This is a genomic window from Pseudomonas sp. MC6, from assembly GCF_054790575.1.
In genome coordinates, this window is the sequence record NZ_CP186504.1 from 3719926 (window position 1) to 3737592 (window position 17667).

The following is a 17667-nucleotide window of genomic DNA, read 5'->3' on the forward strand; positions in this document are numbered from 1 at the left end:
TTCACGGGTCATCAGCGCAGTCCCTCCAGCCAGCCGTCGAGACTTCTGAAGGCGTCATTGAAGGTGCGATCGAGCTGCAACGGCGTGATGGAAACGTAGCCCTGCATCACCGCATGAAAGTCCGTACCCGGACCGCCATCTTCGGCATCGCCGGCAGCGGCAATCCAGTAACCGGCCTTGCCACGCGGATCGACCACTTTCATCGGCGCCGCCGCGCGGGCGCGATGACCGAGTCGAGTCAGCTGGATACCACGAATGTGATCGATGGGCAGATTGGGAATGTTCACGTTGAGCACCGTGCGCGGTGGCAGATCAAGCCCGGCATGGGCCTCGACCAGTTTGCGCGCAAAGTAGGCTGCCGTCGGCAGATTATCCACCTGCCGCGAGACCAGCGAAAACGCGAACGACGGACGCTCGAGAAAACGTCCCTCAAGGGCGGCCGCCACTGTCCCGGAATACAGCACGTCATCGCCAAGATTGGCGCCGAGGTTGATCCCGGAAACCACCATGTCCGCCTCGCGCTCCAGCAAGCCGTTGAGGCCCAGGTGCACGCAGTCGGTCGGTGTGCCATTAAGGCTGATAAAGCCGTTGGCCAGGTATTGCGGGTGCAACGGACGGTCGAGCGTCAGCGAACTGCTGGCGCCGCTTTTGTCCTGCTCCGGGGCGATAACCACGCACTCGGTGTAATCCGCCAGCGCAGCATAAAGCGCGGCAAGACCGGGTGCGGTTACCCCATCGTCGTTAGAAATCAGAATACGCATGGGCTGTCCGTCTGCCCCACCGGCACCAGATCAACGAGTTCGCGCACCAATACGGTAGCGAAGCATCCGGCCGGGAGGACGAATTCCAGTTGCAGAATGTCAGGCTGGGGATAATGCCACGTCAACCCGCCAATGGGCAGCCGCAGGATGCGACGTTCGTGACTCATACCGGCGTTAATCAACCAATCGCGCAGCTCTGCTTCATCGGCGGCAATCCCCTGCTCCAGATCATGGACAACGCCCGCGGTCGGCGAGTCACCTTCGCCCCACTGCGGACCGGTCGGGTGCAGATCGAGAATCGCCAGACGCGGGTCGCTGCATTCAGCTTCACCGGCCGGAAAAAAACTACGGCTGTCGGTGAACGCCAGCAAATCGCCGACCTGAGCTTTTTGCCAAGTACCATCGGCAACACGCGCCGCCAGTACTTTGTTGAACAGGAAGCTGCGCGCGGTAGAGAGCAGGCGCGAACGCACATTGCGCTGCTCCGGCAAGGCTTTGCGCGCCGCCCACGCACGCGCATCAACGACGTTGCCGCCGTCATGGCCGAAACGCTGGGCGCCGAAATAATTGGGGATGCCTTGCTTGGCGATCAGTTGCAGACGCTGTTCAATCGCGTCTCTGTCGCCAGTGAACTGAGTCAGGCGCAAGGTGAAACCATTGGCCGAATGCGCGCCGCGTTGCAGCTTGCGCTTGTGGCGAGTGGTCTTGAGGATTTTCAGCGTGTCGTTTTCCGCCGCCGACAGGTCCGGATCGGCCTTGCCCGGCAATTGCACGCTGAACCATTGGCGGGTCAGCGCCTGACGATCCTTGAGGCCGGCATAGCTGACGGTGCGCAATGGCACGCCGGCGGCCTTGGCGATACGCCGTGCGGCTTCTTCAGTGTTGAGGCCGCGTTTCTCGACCCAGATCCACAGGTGTTCACCGTCGCCGCTAAACGGGATATCGAGGACTTCATCGACCTGAAAATCTTCAGCGATGGCTTTCAGTACCGCACTGCCGAGGGGTTCGCCATAGGCCCGTGGGCCGAGCAATTGCAGTTCATTCATGCGCGCAGCAACAAGGCAACGGAGTGCACGGCAATGCCTTCTTCGCGACCGACAAAGCCAAGCTTTTCGGTGGTGGTAGCTTTCACGTTCACTTGATCCAACTCAACTTGAAGATCCGCCGCGATCAGCGCGCGCATCGATTCGATATGCGGGGCCATTTTCGGCGCCTGGGCAACGATGGTGTTGTCGACGTTGCCGACTTTCCAGCCTTTGGCGTGGATCAGTGCGACCACATGCCGCAGCAGCGCACGGCTGTCGGCGCCCTTGAATTGCGGGTCGGTGTCCGGGAAGTGTTTGCCGATATCACCCAGCGCCGCAGCGCCGAGCAAGGCATCGCTCAAGGCGTGCAGCAGGACGTCACCGTCGGAATGAGCGAGCAGCCCGAAGCTGTGTGCAATGCGCACGCCGCCCAGAGTGATGAAATCGCCTTCAGCGAAACGGTGCACATCATAGCCGTGGCCAATACGCATAAAAAAAACGCCCCGATTTTTGTCAGGGCGTGATTCTACCTGCATTAACCGCGCAGGGCGCGTGCGTGATGCTGCAAGTGGTCGTCTATGAAGCTTGAGATGAAGAAATAGCTGTGGTCGTAGCCCGGTTGCAGGCGCAATGTCAGCGGATGGCCCGCTTGTTTTGCCGCTTGTTGCAAGGCTTCAGGTTTGAGCTGAGTGGCGAGGAAGTCGTCGCGATCGCCTTGATCGACCAGCAGCGGCAGTTTTTCGTCCACTTCGGCGATCAGCGCACAGGCATCCCACTCTTTCCACTTCGAACGATCTTCGCCCAGGTAACGCGAGAACGCTTTTTGACCCCATGGGCAATCCATCGGGTTGTTGATCGGCGAGAACGCCGACACCGATTGATAGCGCCCTGGATTTCGCAATGCGCAGACCAACGCTCCGTGGCCGCCCATCGAGTGGCCGCTGATGCTGCGTTTATCAGAAGCTGGGAAATGCGCTTCAACCAGCGAAGGCAATTCCTGCACGACATAGTCATGCATCCGATAGTGGCGCGACCAAGGTTCCTGCGTGGCATTCAGATAGAACCCGGCGCCGAGGCCGAAATCCCACGCGCCATCCGGATCGCCCGGCACATCAGGACCGCGCGGACTGGTGTCCGGCGCAACGATGATCAAACCCAGTTCGGCAGCCATGCGCATCGCGCCGGCCTTCTGCATGAAGTTCTCATCGGTGCAGGTCAGGCCCGACAACCAGTACAACACCGGCAGCTTGCTGCCCTGCTCCGCTTGCGGTGGCAGGTAGACGGCGAACACCATGTCGCAACCGAGCACGTCGGAGCGATGGCGATAACGCTTGTGCCAACCGCCGAAACTTTTCTGACAGGAGATGTTTTCCAGACTCATGGGGATTCTCCCAGCTGCAAGTGGCAAGCTTCGAGCTTCAAGAAAAGGCAAAAGCGCCTTTGCTTGCAGCTTGAAGCTTGTAACTTGGGGCTGCTTTTAGAAATGAATGACGGTACGGATGCTCTTGCCTTCGTGCATCAGGTCGAAGGCCTTGTTGATGTCTTCCAGACCCATGGTGTGGGTGATGAAAGTATCCAGCGGAATCTCGCCGCTCTGAGCCATGTCGACGTAGCTCGGCAACTCGGTACGGCCGCGCACGCCGCCGAACGCCGAACCGCGCCAGACGCGACCGGTGACCAACTGGAACGGACGGGTAGAGATTTCCTGACCGGCACCGGCGACACCGATGATGACCGACTCACCCCAACCTTTGTGGCAGCACTCAAGGGCGGCGCGCATCAGTTGCACGTTGCCGATGCACTCAAAGGAGAAGTCGACGCCGCCATCGGTCATGTCGACGATCACTTCCTGGATCGGACGATCGAAGTCCTTCGGGTTCACGCAGTCGGTGGCGCCGAGTTGCTTGGCGATCTCGAACTTGGCCGGGTTGATGTCGATGGCGATGATGCGCGCAGCCTTGGCTTTAACAGCGCCGATCACCGCTGACAGACCGATGCCGCCCAGACCGAAGATGGCCACGGTGTCACCCGGTTTGACCTTGGCGGTGTTGAGCACGGCACCGATACCGGTGGTGACGCCGCAGCCGAGCAGGCAGACCTTTTCCAGCGGTGCATCCTTGGAAATCTTGGCCACGGAGATTTCCGGCAACACGGTGTACTCCGAAAAGGTCGACGTGCCCATGTAGTGGAAAATCGTTTCGCCCTTGTAGGAAAAACGCGAAGTACCGTCCGGCATCAAGCCTTTGCCTTGAGTCGCGCGAATCGCCTGACACAGGTTGGTCTTGCCCGACTTGCAGAATTTGCACTGTCCGCATTCCGGGGTGTACAGCGGAATAACGTGATCGCCTACGGCAACCGAAGTCACGCCCTCGCCGATAGCTTCAACGATGGCGCCACCTTCATGGCCGAGGATCGACGGGAAGATGCCTTCCGGATCTGCACCGGACAGGGTGTAAGCGTCAGTGTGGCAAACACCGGAAGCGACTACGCGCAGCAAAACTTCACCGGCCTTGGGCATGGCGACATCGACTTCTACGATTTCCAGCGGCTTCTTGGCCTCGAAGGCAACGGCGGCGCGCGACTTGATCATGCTGACTCTCCAGTGAATCCAATGAATAAAAAACCAGACAAGGAGTGTAATACATAGCTTTACGATGAATAATCCGGACAAAAGCAAAACATTATTGCCACACAGGGATAATCCCGATGTCCGAAAATCGCTGGGAAGGCATCGACGAGTTCGTCGCCGTTGCTGAATGCAGCCAGTTCACTGCCGCCGCCGAACGTCTCGGGGTTTCGTCCTCGCACATCAGTCGACAAATCGTACGGCTGGAAGAACGCTTACAGACGCGCCTGCTCTATCGCAGTACCCGTCGGGTGACGCTGACCGAGGCCGGGCAGACCTTTCTGCAACATTGCCAACGCTTGCAGGACGGTCGCGAGGAAGCATTGCGCGCCGTCGGCGATCTGACCAGCGAACCGAAAGGCATGCTGCGCATGACCTGCGCCGTCGCGTATGGCGAACGCTTTATCGTGCCGCTGGTGACGCGATTCATGGGCCTGTATCCGCAGCTGCGCATCGATATCGAACTGAGCAACCGCCAGCTCGATCTGGTACATGAGGGGTTGGATCTGGCGATTCGCTTGGGGCGGCTTCAGGATTCGCGCTTGGTCGCGACGCGCTTGGCGCCTCGCCGCATGTTTCTCTGTGCTTCACCGTCCTACGTTGAGCGGTATGGGCGCCCACATAGTTTGTCGGAATTGAGTCGGCACAATTGCCTGATCGGCAGCTCGGACATCTGGCAGCTTGAGCAAAACGGGCGGGAATTTTCCCAGCGGGTGCAGGGCAACTGGCGCTGCAACAGTGGGCAAGCGGTGCTGGATGCGGCGCTTCAAGGCGTGGGGTTATGTCAGTTGCCTGACTATTACGTGCTGGAACATTTGCACAGTGGCGCGTTGATTTCGCTGCTGGAGGCGCATCAGCCGCCGAATACGGCGGTGTGGGCGCTTTACCCGCAGCAGCGGCATTTGTCGCCGAAGGTGCGCAAGTTGGTGGATTTTCTTAAGGAAGGGTTGGCTGAGAGGCCCGAATATCGAAGCTGAGTGATGGGTTGCCTGAACTATCGCTTTCGCGAGCAGGCTCGCTCCCACAGGGGATCGGCGGTGAATGCAAATTTGGGGTCAGGCGCAAATCAAATGTGGGAGCGAGCCTGCTCACGAATGCAATCAGAAAAGCGCCACTGCACTCAGCGGCGATTCGCCCAACGCTGGCGCAACCACTCCAGATCTTCAGGCCGGGTCACCTTGAGGTTATCCGCCCGCCCTTCAATCAGACGCGGCTTGAGACCTGCCCACTCCATAGCCGAAGCCTCATCGGTAATCACAGCATCAGCAACCAGACTGTCCGCCAGCGCCCGATGCAACGCACCCAGGCGGAACATCTGCGGCGTATACGCCTGCCAGATCACGCTGCGATCCACTGTCTCAACAACCCGACCGTGCTTGTCGACCCGCTTCAACGTGTCGCGCGCCGGCACCGCGAGCAAACCGCCCACCGGATCATCCGCCAGCTCATCCAGTAACTTGTCGAGATCTTCACGACTCAGATTCGGCCGTGCCGCATCGTGCACCAGCACCCAATCCTCATCATCGGCACCCTGCGCATGCAAATGCAGCAAGGCATTGAGTACCGAGCCGGAGCGCTCGGCCCCGCCTTCAACGCGTTGAATTCGCGGATCGCTGACGCAGGCCAGGTTCGGCCAGTAAGGATCATCAACCGCAAGACTGACCACCAGCCCTTTAAGGCTTGGGTGATCGAGGAAACAGCCGAGGCTGTGTTCGAGAATTGTGCGCCCGCCCAGTTGCAGGTATTGCTTGGGACGGTCCGCGGCCATTCGGGCACCGATGCCCGCGGCAGGAATCACGGCCCAGAAGGCCGGCAGGGAATTGATCATTGGGCCAACTGGTAAAGGGTTTCGCCGTCCTTGACCATGCCCAGTTCGTGACGAGCCCGCTCTTCAACGGTCTCCATGCCCTTTTTCAACTCGCTGACTTCAGCGTCCATCACTCGGTTGCGCTCCAGCAAACCTTCGTTCTCGGCGTGTTGATCAGCAATCTGCTGATTCAGCTCGGCGACTTGCGCCAGACTGCCATTGCCCACCCACAGGCGGTACTGCAGACCGGCCAGTAGCAAGAGCAAAACGAGAAACAACCAGTAAGGACTGCGCATCGAATATCAGGTATCCAGTGAAAAAAGACAGCCACGCCAAAACTTTGAAGCATCTGATAGCACGAAGCCTGGAAGACCCAGGCTTGTGCTGTTAAGGCATCAGATTAGTGGCAAATCCATCGCTGTCACGACTTTTTCGACACAATCCGGTGTCCTTCCATCGATTTGTACTTAGCCGCGGAATTCGCTGCGACCGTTGTACTTGGCCTTGCCATTCAACTGCTCTTCGATACGCAGCAGTTGGTTGTACTTGGAAACGCGGTCGGAACGGCACAGCGAACCGGTCTTGATCTGTCCAGCCGAGGTGCCAACGGCCAGGTCGGCAATGGTCGAATCTTCGGTTTCGCCCGAACGGTGCGAGATCACTGCAGTGTAACCGGCAGCCTTGGCCATCTGGATGGCTTCCAGGGTTTCGGTCAGGGTGCCGATCTGGTTGAACTTGATCAGGATCGAGTTGGCGATGTTTTTATCGATGCCCTCTTTCAGGATCTTGGTGTTGGTCACGAACAGGTCGTCGCCGACCAGTTGAACCTTCTCGCCGATCTTGTCGGTGAGGATCTTCCAGCCAGCCCAGTCGGACTCGTCCAGACCGTCTTCGATCGAGATGATCGGATAACGTTCGGTCAGGCCTTTGAGGTAGTCAGCGAAACCTTCAGCGGTGAACACCTGGCCTTCGCCGGACAGGTTGTACTTGCCGTCTTCGTAGAATTCGCTGGCCGCGCAGTCCAGCGCCAGGGTCACGTCGGTGCCCAGCTTGTAACCGGCGTTGGCAACGGCTTCGGAGATCACTTTCAACGCGTCTTCGTTGGACGCCAGGTTCGGTGCGAAACCGCCTTCGTCGCCAACGGCAGTGCTCAGGCCACGAGCCTTCAGTACAGCTTTCAAGTGATGGAAAATCTCGGTGCCCATGCGCAGACCTTCCGAGAACGACTTGGCGCCAACCGGCTGCACCATGAATTCCTGGATGTCGACGTTGTTATCGGCGTGCTCGCCACCGTTGATGATGTTCATCATCGGCACCGGCATCGAGTACACACCCGGGGTGCCGTTGAGGTTGGCGATGTGTGCGTACAGCGGCAGGTCCTGATCCTGCGCAGCCGCCTTGGCCGCAGCCAGGGACACGGCGAGGATGGCGTTGGCGCCCAGAGTTGCCTTGTTTTCGGTACCGTCGAGCTTGATCATCGCGTGATCCAAGGCTTTCTGGTCGCTTGGGTCGGTGCCCAGCAGCAGATCGCGGATCGGACCGTTGATGTTGGCTACCGCTTTGAGCACGCCCTTGCCCAGGTAACGGCTCTTGTCGCCATCACGCAGCTCGAGCGCTTCACGCGAGCCAGTGGATGCACCGGACGGCGCGCAAGCGCTGCCGATGATGCCGTTGTCGAGAAGCACGTCCGCTTCCACGGTGGGATTGCCACGGGAGTCGAGAACTTCACGACCTTTGATGTCGACGATTTTTGCCATTGTTGTAAACACTCCAAAGTTGACGAAAACGACGCAGCTAGAGGAAATCTTTTTACCGTCGGCAAGGGGTGTGCAGCGGGCAGACTTGCAGACGATAACGCTCATGCCCGAGGGCATGAGCGACAAATCGTGCGGTACTTTACCGGAGAATTGAGTGTTACGCGGTTTCTACCGTCGGAAAACTCTTAACCAGTTCGTCCAACGCTTTGAGCTGGACCAGGAATGGCTCCAGTTTGTCCAGACGCAAGGCGCAAGGGCCATCGCATTTGGCGTTGTCCGGATCCGGGTGCGCTTCGAGGAACAGACCTGCCAACGACTGGCTCATGCCCGCCTTGGCCAGATCCAGAACCTGTGCGCGGCGACCGCCGGCGGAGTCGGCACGACCACCCGGCATTTGCAGCGCGTGGGTCACGTCGAAGAATACCGGGTACTCGAACTGCTTCATGATGCCGAAGCCGAGCATGTCGACCACGAGGTTGTTGTAGCCGAAGCTCGAACCACGTTCGCAGAGGATCAGTTGATCGTTACCCGCTTCGACGCACTTGTTCAGGATGTGTTTCATTTCCTGAGGCGCGAGGAACTGGGCTTTCTTGATGTTGATCACTGCATTGGTCTTGGCCATCGCGACGACCAGATCGGTCTGGCGCGACAGGAAGGCCGGCAGTTGAATGATGTCGCAGACCTCAGCGACGACCGCGGCCTGATCAGGCTCATGGACGTCGGTGATGATCGGCACGCCGAAGGCTTGTTTGATGTCCTGGAAGATGCGCATGCCCTCTTCCAGGCCAGGACCACGATAAGAGGCCACAGAAGAACGGTTGGCCTTGTCGAAGCTGGCCTTGAACACGTAAGGGATGCCGAGTTTTTCGGTAACCTTCACGTACTCTTCGCAAACCTGCATGGCCATGTCGCGGCTTTCCAGCACGTTCATGCCGCCGAACAGCACCATGGGTTTGTCGTTGGCAATCTCGATGTCGCCGACGCGGATGATCTTCTGTGCCATCGGGGTTACGCCTTCTTCTGGTGTTGAGCCAACGCAGCTTTGACAAAACCACTGAACAGCGGATGGCCATCGCGTGGTGTCGAGGTGAACTCAGGGTGGAACTGGCAAGCGACGAACCATGGGTGATCGGCCGCTTCCACCACTTCAACCAGCGCAGCATCAGCGGAGCGACCGGAGATTTTCAGGCCGGCTTCGATCAGTTGTGGCAGCAGGTTGTTGTTCACTTCGTAACGGTGACGGTGACGCTCGACAATCACGTCCTTGCCGTAGCAGTCGTGCACCTTGGAGCCGGCTTCGAGCAGGCAGTCCTGAGCGCCGAGACGCATGGTGCCGCCCAGGTCGGACGATTCGGTACGCACTTCAACGGCACCGGTCGCGTCTTCCCACTCGGTGATCAGACCGACAACCGGATGGCCACTGGCGCGATCGAACTCGGTGGAGTTGGCGTCTTTCCAGCCCATCACGTTACGGGCGAACTCAATGACCGCCACTTGCATGCCGAGGCAGATACCCAGGTACGGAACCTTGTGTTCGCGAGCGTACTGAACCGCAGTGATCTTGCCTTCCACTCCGCGCAGACCGAAGCCGCCCGGCACGAGGATCGCATCAACACCTTCGAGCAGCGCAGTGCCCTGGTTTTCGATGTCTTCGGAATCGATGTAACGCAGATTGACCTTGGTGCGGTTGCTGATGCCGGCGTGACTCATCGCTTCGATCAGCGACTTGTAGGCGTCCAGCAGCTCCATGTACTTGCCGACCATGGCGATGGTCACTTCGTGCTCCGGGTTCAGCTTGGCGTCAACCACCGCTTCCCACTCGGACAGATCAGCGCTGCCGCATTGCAGACCGAAACGCTCAACGACGAAATCGTCCAGACCTTGCGAGTGCAGGATGCCCGGGATCTTGTAGATGGTGTCGGCGTCTTCCAGCGCAATTACCGCACGCTCTTCAACGTTGGTGAACTGGGCGATCTTGCGACGCGACGAGATGTCGATCGGGTGATCGGAACGGCACACCAGCACGTCTGGCTGCAGACCGATCGAACGCAGCTCTTTTACCGAGTGCTGGGTTGGTTTGGTCTTGGTTTCGCCAGCGGTGGCGATGTACGGCACCAGAGTCAGGTGCATCAGCATCGCGCGCTTGGCGCCGACTTCGAAACGCAGTTGACGAATGGCTTCGAGGAACGGTTGCGACTCGATGTCACCGACGGTGCCACCGATTTCAACCATCGCCACGTCAGCGTCACCGGCACCCTTGATGATGCGGCGCTTGATTTCGTCGGTGATGTGCGGAATCACCTGGATGGTTGCACCCAGGTAGTCACCACGGCGCTCTTTGCGCAGCACGTGCTCGTAGACACGGCCAGTGGTGAAGTTGTTGTTCTGGGTCATGGTCGTGCGGATGAACCGCTCGTAGTGGCCCAGGTCCAGGTCGGTTTCGGCGCCGTCGTGGGTGACGAACACTTCACCGTGCTGGAACGGGCTCATCGTGCCCGGGTCGACGTTGATGTACGGGTCCAGCTTCAGCATGGTGACCTTAAGTCCCCGCGCCTCCAGGATGGCCGCCAATGAAGCCGATGCAATGCCTTTCCCCAATGAAGAAACAACACCGCCCGTGACGAATATGTAGCGCGTCATGAAAAACCCTAGAAGTCTGCGTTAAAGCGGTACGAGCCGCCGGGGAAAGCGAAGGAAGGCCGAAGCCCCCGATCACCTGCATTAATCACAGTGCACCTTTCAAAAAAACCGCCGCGTTGGGACAGACCGGTAGGTGAAACACCGGTACGTTGCTCGCTACACATTTTTTGGAATCGCCCAGCAAAGACTGCTTGGTAATCGGCAACTCCTGCAATTCAGGCGAATCCACAGAAGTTGTATCAAGAAGGGAGCGTAGTCTACCGGAATGCTCCTTTCAGCTCAAACCTTGATCTTCGTCTGTTGGCAGCCAATGCAATTTCCAGCCGTCCTGCGCAGGGCCATCAAGTCCCGGCAGGTTCGCCACCGCGAGCAATTCATCGTCACGAAACAGCAGCGGCAATCTGCCACGCACGAAGCCCGGCACCGCGCGCTCATTGAGCAGGCGCTTGAGATCACGGTGACCGCGATCCGCCAGATGCATGACTTCGCCGCCCTGACGATAGGCAATGCGCAACGGCCCGACAGGGCTCTGCCCGCTGAACGCGACACGACCATTATCGGCCAAGCGTAGCGCTGACGCCGGCGTCTGCCAGTCGCCGCCGATCATCGGCGTGCGCAGCCAGTAGCCGCTGAGCCACCAGAGGCGTCCGGCGCTGCGGTGTAACTCGCCGTCGGCCAGACGCCAGACCGGTACCGCATCAGCAGCGGCATCACACAGATTTGTCCAACCCGACCAATGGTCGGTGTCGGGTAAGCGAGTCATTGGTTCCAGCCAGTGACTGAGGGCGTTGCGTTGGCGGGCGGCAGACAGCACAGCCAGCGGCGCCAGTTCCAGCGACGGCAGCCCCAGCCATTCGAAACCATGCGCGGTGGCGGCGGTTGCCAGATCGATCTGCGCCAACTCATCGAGCAGACCCTGTGCCTCACGCAGATGCGCGGCACTGCGAGCCATGCTTGTCTGCGCTTGCGGCCAGCGCTCGCTCAGCAACGGCATGACCTGATGCCGCAGGTAATTGCGCGAGAACTGCCGATCCTGATTCGATGGGTCTTCGATCCAGTTCAAGTGATGAGCCTGCGCATACGCTTCCAGCTCGGAACGAGAGACATCCAGTAACGGACGAATCAGTGTGCCCTGCCCGACTGGTCGCTGCTTGGGCATCCCCGCCAATCCGCGCACACCCGCACCACGCATGAATCGAAACAACAGCGTTTCCGCTTGATCATCACGATGCTGGCCAGTGAGCAACACGTCATTGGCTTGCGTCAGCGCACAGAACACGGCGTATCGCGCATTCCGCGCCGCCCGCTCCAGACTCGCGCCCGGTTGCACCCTCACCCGCTCAATCAGCAACGGCACCCCCAACGCATCGCAGACAGACTGGCAGTGTTGTGGCCACGCATCAGCCGCAGCCTGAAGGCCGTGATGGATATGGATGGCGCTTAGCGCAGGGAGGGATTCAGATTTTGCCAGAGAGGCAAGCAGATGCAGCAGGACGGTGGAATCAAGACCACCGGAAAACGCGATGCGCCAATGAGCGGCATTGCGCCAAGGCTCAAGGTTAAGCAACAGCCGGGAAGGCAAATCAATCATGGACTGACCCATATTTAACTCTTTGCCCCAAAACAAATGTAGGAGTGAGCCTGCTCGCGATAGCGGTGTGACAGCCAACACATTGGTTGAATGTTACACCCTCATCGCGAGCAGGCTCACTCCTACAGGGGTATTGCGCTCGACTTAGAGACCGTAGCTCATCAGTCGATCATAACGGCGCTTCAACAGCGCTTCGTTATCGAACTTCTTCAGCATCGCCAGTTGCGAGCTCAGCTCGGCACGGATCGATGCAGCGGCGGCAGCCGGATCACGGTGCGCGCCGCCCAGAGGCTCGCCAATCACCTTGTCGACAATGCCCAGGCCTTTCAGGCGCTCAGCGGTGATGCCCATCGCCTCAGCAGCATCAGGCGCCTTTTCGGCGGTTTTCCACAGAATCGAAGCGCAACCTTCTGGCGAGATCACCGCGTAGGTCGAGTATTGCAGCATGTTCAATTGATCGCAGACACCGATAGCCAGTGCACCACCGGAACCACCTTCACCGATAACGGTGGCGATGATCGGGGTCTTCAGGCGCGACATCACGCGCAGGTTCCAGGCAATCGCTTCGCTCTGGTTACGCTCTTCAGCGTCAATACCCGGGTAGGCACCCGGGGTGTCGATGAAGGTCAGGATCGGCATTTTGAAACGCTCGGCCATTTCCATCAGACGGCATGCCTTGCGGTAGCCTTCCGGACGTGGCATGCCGAAGTTGCGGCGCACCTTCTCGCGCACTTCGCGGCCTTTCTGGTGACCGATGATCATCACCGGCTGATCCTCCAGACGGGCGATGCCGCCAACGATTGCTGCGTCGTCAGAGAAGTGACGGTCGCCGTGCAGTTCGTCGAACTCGGTGAAGATGTGCTGGATGTAGTCCAGGGTGTACGGGCGTTTCGGGTGACGCGCCAGGCGTGCGATCTGCCAGCTGGTCAGCTTGCCGAAGATGTCTTCGGTCAGCGTCTTGCTCTTGTCCTGCAGGCGGGAGATCTCATCGCCGATATTCAGCGAATTGTCATTACCGACCAAGCGCAACTCTTCGATCTTGGCTTGCAGGTCGGCGATCGGCTGTTCGAAATCTAGAAAATTCGGGTTCATAGGCGTCCGTCTTGGGTCGTGTCCCAAATGAGCTTGGGTCGGCCGGTTGTCTATTCGCGCCCTACCTTAAGGGAGAGGCGCGCTGAGGTCGAGATTAAAAATTCAGGTGGCGGGCGAGCGCAATGATGGCACTCGCCGGTCAACGGTATTGGAGGAAGACGTTGTCTCGCCCGAACTGGTCACGCAGTGCTTGAATCAACGCATCTGCCGGGTCGATCCGCCAGGTCTCGCCAAACTGCAGCAAGGTCTTCGCATCCGGGCTGGTGTACTCCATGGTCACCGGGCACGCGCCGCGATGACGCTTGAGCAAATCACCCAACCAGCGTAGCTGATCGCCTTTCAGGTCCTGGGTTTGCAGCTTCAGGCGCAGGCTTTCGGCGAGGTTGGTCCGGGCGTCTTCCATGCTCATCACGCGCTTGACCCGCAGCTTCAGGCCGCCGGAGAAGTCGTCATTGCTGACCTCGCCTTCGACGACCACCATCGCGTCAGTCTGCAACAACGACTGCGCCGCATGGAACGACTCGGAAAACAGCGAGGCCTCGATGCGTCCAGAGCGGTCATCCAGGGTGATGAACCCCATCTTGTCGCCCTTCTTGTTCTTCATGACCCGCAGCGCAATGATCATGCCCGCTACGGTCTGGGTATCACGCGCCGGTTTCAGATCAATGATGCGCTGGCGGGCGAAACGACGGATTTCACCTTCGTATTCATCAATCGGGTGACCGGTCAGGTACAGGCCCAGGGTGTCTTTCTCCCCTTTGAGCCGCTCCTTGAGCGTCAACTCCTTGGCCTTGCGATGGTTGGCGTAAACGTCAGCGTCTTCTTCGACGAACAGTCCACCGAACAGGTCCGAGTGCCCGCTGTCCTGAGTGCGTGCAGTTTGTTCGGCGGCCTTGATCGCCTCTTCCATGGCTGTCAGCAGCACCGCGCGGTTGCGGTCGATGTTGGCTTGGTAGGCTTTTTGCTCATCGTGGAAGTACGGGCCAAGGCGATCCAGAGCGCCGCTGCGGATCAAGCCGTCGAGCGTGCGTTTGTTGATGCGCTTGAGGTCGACCCGGGCGCAGAAATCGAACAGATCCTTGAACGGCCCCGCCAGACGCGCCTCAGTGATCGCCTCAACCGGCCCCTCGCCTACGCCTTTGATCGCGCCCAGGCCATAGATGATCCGGCCCTCATCATTCACCGTGAACTTGAATTCCGAAGTATTCACATCCGGCGCGTCGAGGCGCAGCTTCATGGTGCGAATTTCTTCGATCAAGGTCACGACCTTGTCGGTATTGTGCATGTCCGCCGACAGTACCGCGGCCATGAACGGCGCCGGGTAATGGGTTTTCAGCCAAGCGGTCTGGTACGACACCAGACCGTAAGCAGCGGAGTGAGACTTGTTGAAGCCGTAACCGGCGAATTTTTCCACCAGGTCGAAAATGTTACCGGCGAGGTCGGCGTCGATATTGTTGGTCTTGCAACCCTCAATGAAACCGCCGCGTTGCTTGGCCATTTCTTCGGGTTTTTTCTTACCCATCGCCCGACGCAGCATGTCTGCACCGCCGAGGGTGTAACCGGCCATGACCTGAGCAATCTGCATCACCTGTTCCTGATACAGGATGATGCCGTAAGTCGGCGCCAGAACAGGCTTGAGGCCTTCGTACTGGTAGTCCGAGTGCGGGTACGCCAGTTCGGCGCGACCGTGCTTACGGTTGATGAAGTCATCCACCATGCCGGACTGCAGCGGCCCCGGACGGAACAGGGCCACCAGTGCGATCAAGTCTTCGAGGCAGTCGGGCTTGAGCTTTTTGATCAGCTCTTTCATGCCGCGCGATTCAAGCTGGAACACCGCCGTGGTTTCAGCTTTTTGCAACAACGAGTACGTCGGTTTGTCGTCCAGCGGGATAAACGCAATATCCAGCGGCGGTTCGTTGACCTTGGCGCGGTCGCGGTTGATGGTCTTCAGCGCCCAGTCGATCACCGTCAGCGTACGCAGACCGAGGAAGTCGAACTTCACCAGACCGGCCGCTTCAACGTCGTCCTTGTCGAACTGGGTTACCAGACCGTCGCCGGCCTCATCGCAATAGATCGGCGAGAAGTCGGTCAGCTTGGTCGGCGCGATCACCACACCACCAGCGTGTTTACCGACGTTACGCACGACGCCCTCGAGCTTGCGCGCCATCTCCCAGATTTCCGCAGCCTCTTCATCGACCTTGATGAAGTCACGGAGGATTTCTTCCTGCTCGTAGGCTTTTTCCAGGGTCATACCGACTTCGAACGGAATCATCTTCGACAGACGATCCGCCAGGCCGTAGGACTTGCCCTGTACCCGCGCCACGTCGCGCACCACAGCCTTGGCGGCCATGGAACCGAAGGTGATGATCTGGCTTACCGCGTTGCGGCCGTATTTCTCGGCCACGTAGTCGATTACGCGGTCACGACCGTCCATGCAGAAGTCGACGTCGAAGTCGGGCATCGAGACCCGTTCCGGGTTAAGGAAACGTTCGAACAGCAGGTCGTATTCCAGCGGGTCGAGGTCGGTGATCTTCTGCACGTAGGCCACCAGCGACCCGGCACCCGACCCACGGCCCGGACCTACCGGTACGCCGTTGTTCTTGGCCCACTGGATAAAGTCCATAACGATCAGGAAGTAGCCGGGGAAGCCCATCTGGATGATGATATCCAGCTCGAAATTCAAGCGGTCGACGTAGACCTGACGTTTGGCTTCGTAGTCTTCGGTGGTGTCTTTGGGTAGCAGCACCGACAAGCGTTCTTCGAGACCGTCGAAGGAGACTTTACGGAAGTATTCGTCGATGGTCATACCATCAGGAATCGGGAAGTTGGGCAAAAAGTGCGTGCCCAGTTTGACTTCGATATTGCAGCGCTTGGCGATCTCGACGGTGTTTTCAATCGCGTCAGGAATATCGCTGAACAGCTCGATCATTTCCTCGGCGCTTTTCAGGTATTGCTGATCGCTGTAATTCTTCGAACGCCGCGGATCGTCGAGGGCGCGGCCCTCACCGATGCATACGCGGGTTTCGTGGGCGGCGAAGTCTTCCTGCTTGATGAAACGTACATCGTTGGTCGCCACCAGAGGCGCGCCAAGTTTGTCGGCAAGTGCGACGGCACCGTGCAGTTGTTCTTCATCGTTAGGACGATTGGTGCGCTGGATTTCCAGATAGAAGCGATCCGGGAACACCGCCATCCATTCCCGCGCCAGCACTTCGGCTTCTGCCGGGTTGCCGCCAATCATGGCCATGCCGATCTCGCCTTCTTTGGCGGCGGACAGCATGATCAAGCCTTCGTTGGCTTCAGCAACCCATTCACGCTCGACAATGATCATGCCGTTGCGCTGGCCTTCGATGAATCCGCGCGAGATCAGCTCGGTGAGGTTGCGATAGCCCTTGGCGTTCATCACCAACAGGCTGAGCCGGCTCAGCGGTGCGTCCGGATCCTTGTTCGACAGCCACAGGTCGGCGCCGCAGATCGGCTTGATGCCTGCGCCCATGGTGTTTTTATAGAATTTGACCAGAGAACACATGTTGTTCTGGTCGGTGACCGCGACCGCCGGCATGTTCATGGCCGTCAGCGCCTTGACCAGTGGCTTGATCCGCACCAGCCCATCGACCAGGGAGTATTCAGTGTGCAGGCGTAGATGAACGAATGAAGCCGGCATAGTGATCCTGTCCAGTTACATAGAGACAACAAGGCCCGGATTGTACCGGGCCTCGAACAAAACATCAGCCTTGCGACTAAACCTGTGTCAGGCCTTCGAGCGCTTCATAAGCCTGACGCACCGGGGCGAACGAGCGCCGGTGAATCGGCGTCGGGCCAAGACGCACCAACGCTTCCAGATGAACGGGCGTCGGGTAGCCTTTATGGCCACCGATGCCGTAACCCGGGTAGATCAATTCGAAGGCGGCCATTTCGCGATCGCGGCTGACTTTGGCCAGAATCGATGCGGCAGCGATGGCTGGAACCTTGCCGTCGCCCTGCACGACCGCTTCGGCGCGCATCGGCAATTGCGGGCAGCGGTTGCCGTCGATCATCGCCAGCTTCGGCTGAATGTGCAGGCCGACCACTGCACGCTGCATGGCCAGCATGGTCGCGTGGAGAATGTTGAGCTCGTCGATTTCTTCGACTTCGGCGCGAGCGATGCACCAGCTCAGGGATTTCTCGATGATCTCGTCGTAGAGCTTTTCACGCTTGGCTTCAGTGAGTTTTTTCGAGTCGTTGAGGCCCAGGATCGGCCGATTCGGATCGAGGATCACCGCCGCCGTGACCACGGCACCGCACAACGGACCACGACCGACTTCATCGACACCGGCGACCAGTTCTTCGACTTCGGCGACCAGAGTGAAATCCAGGCCCATCTGCATGCTT

General features: G+C 59.0%; 15 protein-coding genes. 1 reads left to right on the forward strand and 14 read right to left on the reverse strand.

From position 1 onward, the window contains the following. Window positions 1–11 precede the first annotated feature (11 nt). From surE to ACOYXE_RS16775, 5 genes are all read right to left on the reverse strand, one after another. Window positions 12–761, reverse strand: a complete 750-nt coding sequence (gene surE, locus ACOYXE_RS16755; protein WP_007908831.1) for a 5'/3'-nucleotidase SurE — start codon at window positions 759–761, stop codon at window positions 12–14. Next, window positions 749–1807, reverse strand: coding sequence for a tRNA pseudouridine(13) synthase TruD (gene truD, locus ACOYXE_RS16760; protein WP_460926315.1), 1059 nt, complete (start codon window positions 1805–1807; stop codon window positions 749–751). The genes surE and truD overlap by 13 nt, the downstream gene beginning before the upstream one ends. After that, the gene (gene ispF / locus ACOYXE_RS16765) at window positions 1804–2277 is read right to left on the reverse strand and encodes a 2-C-methyl-D-erythritol 2,4-cyclodiphosphate synthase (protein ID WP_034149878.1); all 474 of its coding nucleotides are present in this window, start codon (window positions 2275–2277) and stop codon (window positions 1804–1806) included. Before ispF ends, truD begins: the two co-directional genes overlap by 4 nt. Window positions 2278–2321: 44 nt before the next feature. Next, complete coding sequence (fghA, locus tag ACOYXE_RS16770) at window positions 2322–3173, reverse strand: S-formylglutathione hydrolase (protein WP_174244494.1); 852 nt, start codon at window positions 3171–3173, stop codon at window positions 2322–2324. A 90-nt stretch (window positions 3174–3263) separates the two neighbouring features. Then, entirely contained in the window at window positions 3264–4376 is a 1113-nt protein-coding gene (locus tag ACOYXE_RS16775; protein WP_008081726.1) for an S-(hydroxymethyl)glutathione dehydrogenase/class III alcohol dehydrogenase, read from the reverse strand. Window positions 4377–4492: 116 nt separating this feature from the next. Here ACOYXE_RS16775 and ACOYXE_RS16780 point away from each other — a divergent pair, with 116 nt between their 5' ends. Further along, on the forward strand, window positions 4493–5389 hold the full coding sequence (locus tag ACOYXE_RS16780; protein ID WP_034156318.1) for a LysR family transcriptional regulator: 897 nt from the start codon (window positions 4493–4495) through the stop codon (window positions 5387–5389). A gap of 143 nt (window positions 5390–5532) precedes the next feature. Here the strand turns inward: ACOYXE_RS16780 and ispD are convergent, their stop codons facing one another. The 9 genes from ispD to rnhB all read right to left on the reverse strand — a co-directional run bounded on the left by ispD (window position 5533) and on the right by rnhB (window position 17663). Further along, window positions 5533–6240 carry a 2-C-methyl-D-erythritol 4-phosphate cytidylyltransferase gene (gene ispD, locus ACOYXE_RS16785; RefSeq protein WP_160056233.1) on the reverse strand — a complete coding sequence of 236 codons (708 nt, stop codon included), beginning with the start codon at window positions 6238–6240 and terminating at the stop codon, window positions 5533–5535. Further along, the gene (gene ftsB, locus ACOYXE_RS16790; RefSeq protein WP_007908838.1) at window positions 6237–6515 is read right to left on the reverse strand and encodes a cell division protein FtsB; all 279 of its coding nucleotides are present in this window, start codon (window positions 6513–6515) and stop codon (window positions 6237–6239) included. The genes ispD and ftsB overlap by 4 nt, the downstream gene beginning before the upstream one ends. Window positions 6516–6686: 171 nt before the next feature. Beyond that, window positions 6687–7976, reverse strand: a complete 1290-nt coding sequence (gene eno / locus ACOYXE_RS16795; RefSeq protein ID WP_007908839.1) for a phosphopyruvate hydratase — start codon at window positions 7974–7976, stop codon at window positions 6687–6689. A gap of 157 nt (window positions 7977–8133) precedes the next feature. Next, window positions 8134–8979 (reverse strand): 3-deoxy-8-phosphooctulonate synthase, encoded by an 846-nt coding sequence (gene kdsA, locus ACOYXE_RS16800; RefSeq protein WP_160056231.1) that lies wholly within the window; start codon window positions 8977–8979, stop codon window positions 8134–8136. Between the two features lie 5 nt (window positions 8980–8984). Next, the gene (locus ACOYXE_RS16805) at window positions 8985–10616 is read right to left on the reverse strand and encodes a CTP synthase (RefSeq protein WP_160056229.1); all 1632 of its coding nucleotides are present in this window, start codon (window positions 10614–10616) and stop codon (window positions 8985–8987) included. Window positions 10617–10890: 274 nt separating this feature from the next. Beyond that, window positions 10891–12219, reverse strand: a complete 1329-nt coding sequence (gene tilS / locus ACOYXE_RS16810) for a tRNA lysidine(34) synthetase TilS (RefSeq protein WP_160056227.1) — start codon at window positions 12217–12219, stop codon at window positions 10891–10893. 132 nt (window positions 12220–12351) lie between these two features. After that, window positions 12352–13299, reverse strand: coding sequence for an acetyl-CoA carboxylase carboxyltransferase subunit alpha (locus tag ACOYXE_RS16815; RefSeq protein ID WP_158960639.1), 948 nt, complete (start codon window positions 13297–13299; stop codon window positions 12352–12354). Between the two features lie 139 nt (window positions 13300–13438). Beyond that, a complete protein-coding gene (dnaE, locus tag ACOYXE_RS16820) occupies window positions 13439–16960 on the reverse strand; it encodes a DNA polymerase III subunit alpha (RefSeq protein ID WP_160056225.1) in 3522 nt (1173 codons plus the stop codon). 76 nt (window positions 16961–17036) lie between these two features. Further along, on the reverse strand, window positions 17037–17663 hold the full coding sequence (gene rnhB, locus ACOYXE_RS16825; protein ID WP_460929844.1) for a ribonuclease HII: 627 nt from the start codon (window positions 17661–17663) through the stop codon (window positions 17037–17039). Window positions 17664–17667: the final 4 nt, after the last annotated feature.

What these genes read in the sequence shown, in the direction of transcription:
- surE (WP_007908831.1), bottom strand. Translation starts at nt 761, where the DNA reads ATGCGTATTCTGATTTCTAACGACGATGGGGTAACCGCACCCGGTCTT.
- truD (WP_460926315.1), bottom strand. Translation starts at nt 1,807, where the DNA reads ATGAATGAACTGCAATTGCTCGGCCCACGGGCCTATGGCGAACCCCTC.
- ispF (WP_034149878.1), bottom strand. Translation starts at nt 2,277, where the DNA reads ATGCGTATTGGCCACGGCTATGATGTGCACCGTTTCGCTGAAGGCGAT.
- ACOYXE_RS16775 (WP_008081726.1), bottom strand. Translation starts at nt 4,376, where the DNA reads ATGATCAAGTCGCGCGCCGCCGTTGCCTTCGAGGCCAAGAAGCCGCTG.
- ACOYXE_RS16780 (WP_034156318.1), top strand. Translation starts at nt 4,493, where the DNA reads ATGTCCGAAAATCGCTGGGAAGGCATCGACGAGTTCGTCGCCGTTGCT.
- ispD (WP_160056233.1), bottom strand. Translation starts at nt 6,240, where the DNA reads ATGATCAATTCCCTGCCGGCCTTCTGGGCCGTGATTCCTGCCGCGGGC.
- ftsB (WP_007908838.1), bottom strand. Translation starts at nt 6,515, where the DNA reads ATGCGCAGTCCTTACTGGTTGTTTCTCGTTTTGCTCTTGCTACTGGCC.
- eno (WP_007908839.1), bottom strand. Translation starts at nt 7,976, where the DNA reads ATGGCAAAAATCGTCGACATCAAAGGTCGTGAAGTTCTCGACTCCCGT.
- kdsA (WP_160056231.1), bottom strand. Translation starts at nt 8,979, where the DNA reads ATGGCACAGAAGATCATCCGCGTCGGCGACATCGAGATTGCCAACGAC.
- ACOYXE_RS16805 (WP_160056229.1), bottom strand. Translation starts at nt 10,616, where the DNA reads ATGACGCGCTACATATTCGTCACGGGCGGTGTTGTTTCTTCATTGGGG.
- tilS (WP_160056227.1), bottom strand. Translation starts at nt 12,219, where the DNA reads ATGGGTCAGTCCATGATTGATTTGCCTTCCCGGCTGTTGCTTAACCTT.
- ACOYXE_RS16815 (WP_158960639.1), bottom strand. Translation starts at nt 13,299, where the DNA reads ATGAACCCGAATTTTCTAGATTTCGAACAGCCGATCGCCGACCTGCAA.
- dnaE (WP_160056225.1), bottom strand. Translation starts at nt 16,960, where the DNA reads ATGCCGGCTTCATTCGTTCATCTACGCCTGCACACTGAATACTCCCTG.
- rnhB (WP_460929844.1), bottom strand. Translation starts at nt 17,663, where the DNA reads ATGCAGATGGGCCTGGATTTCACTCTGGTCGCCGAAGTCGAAGAACTG.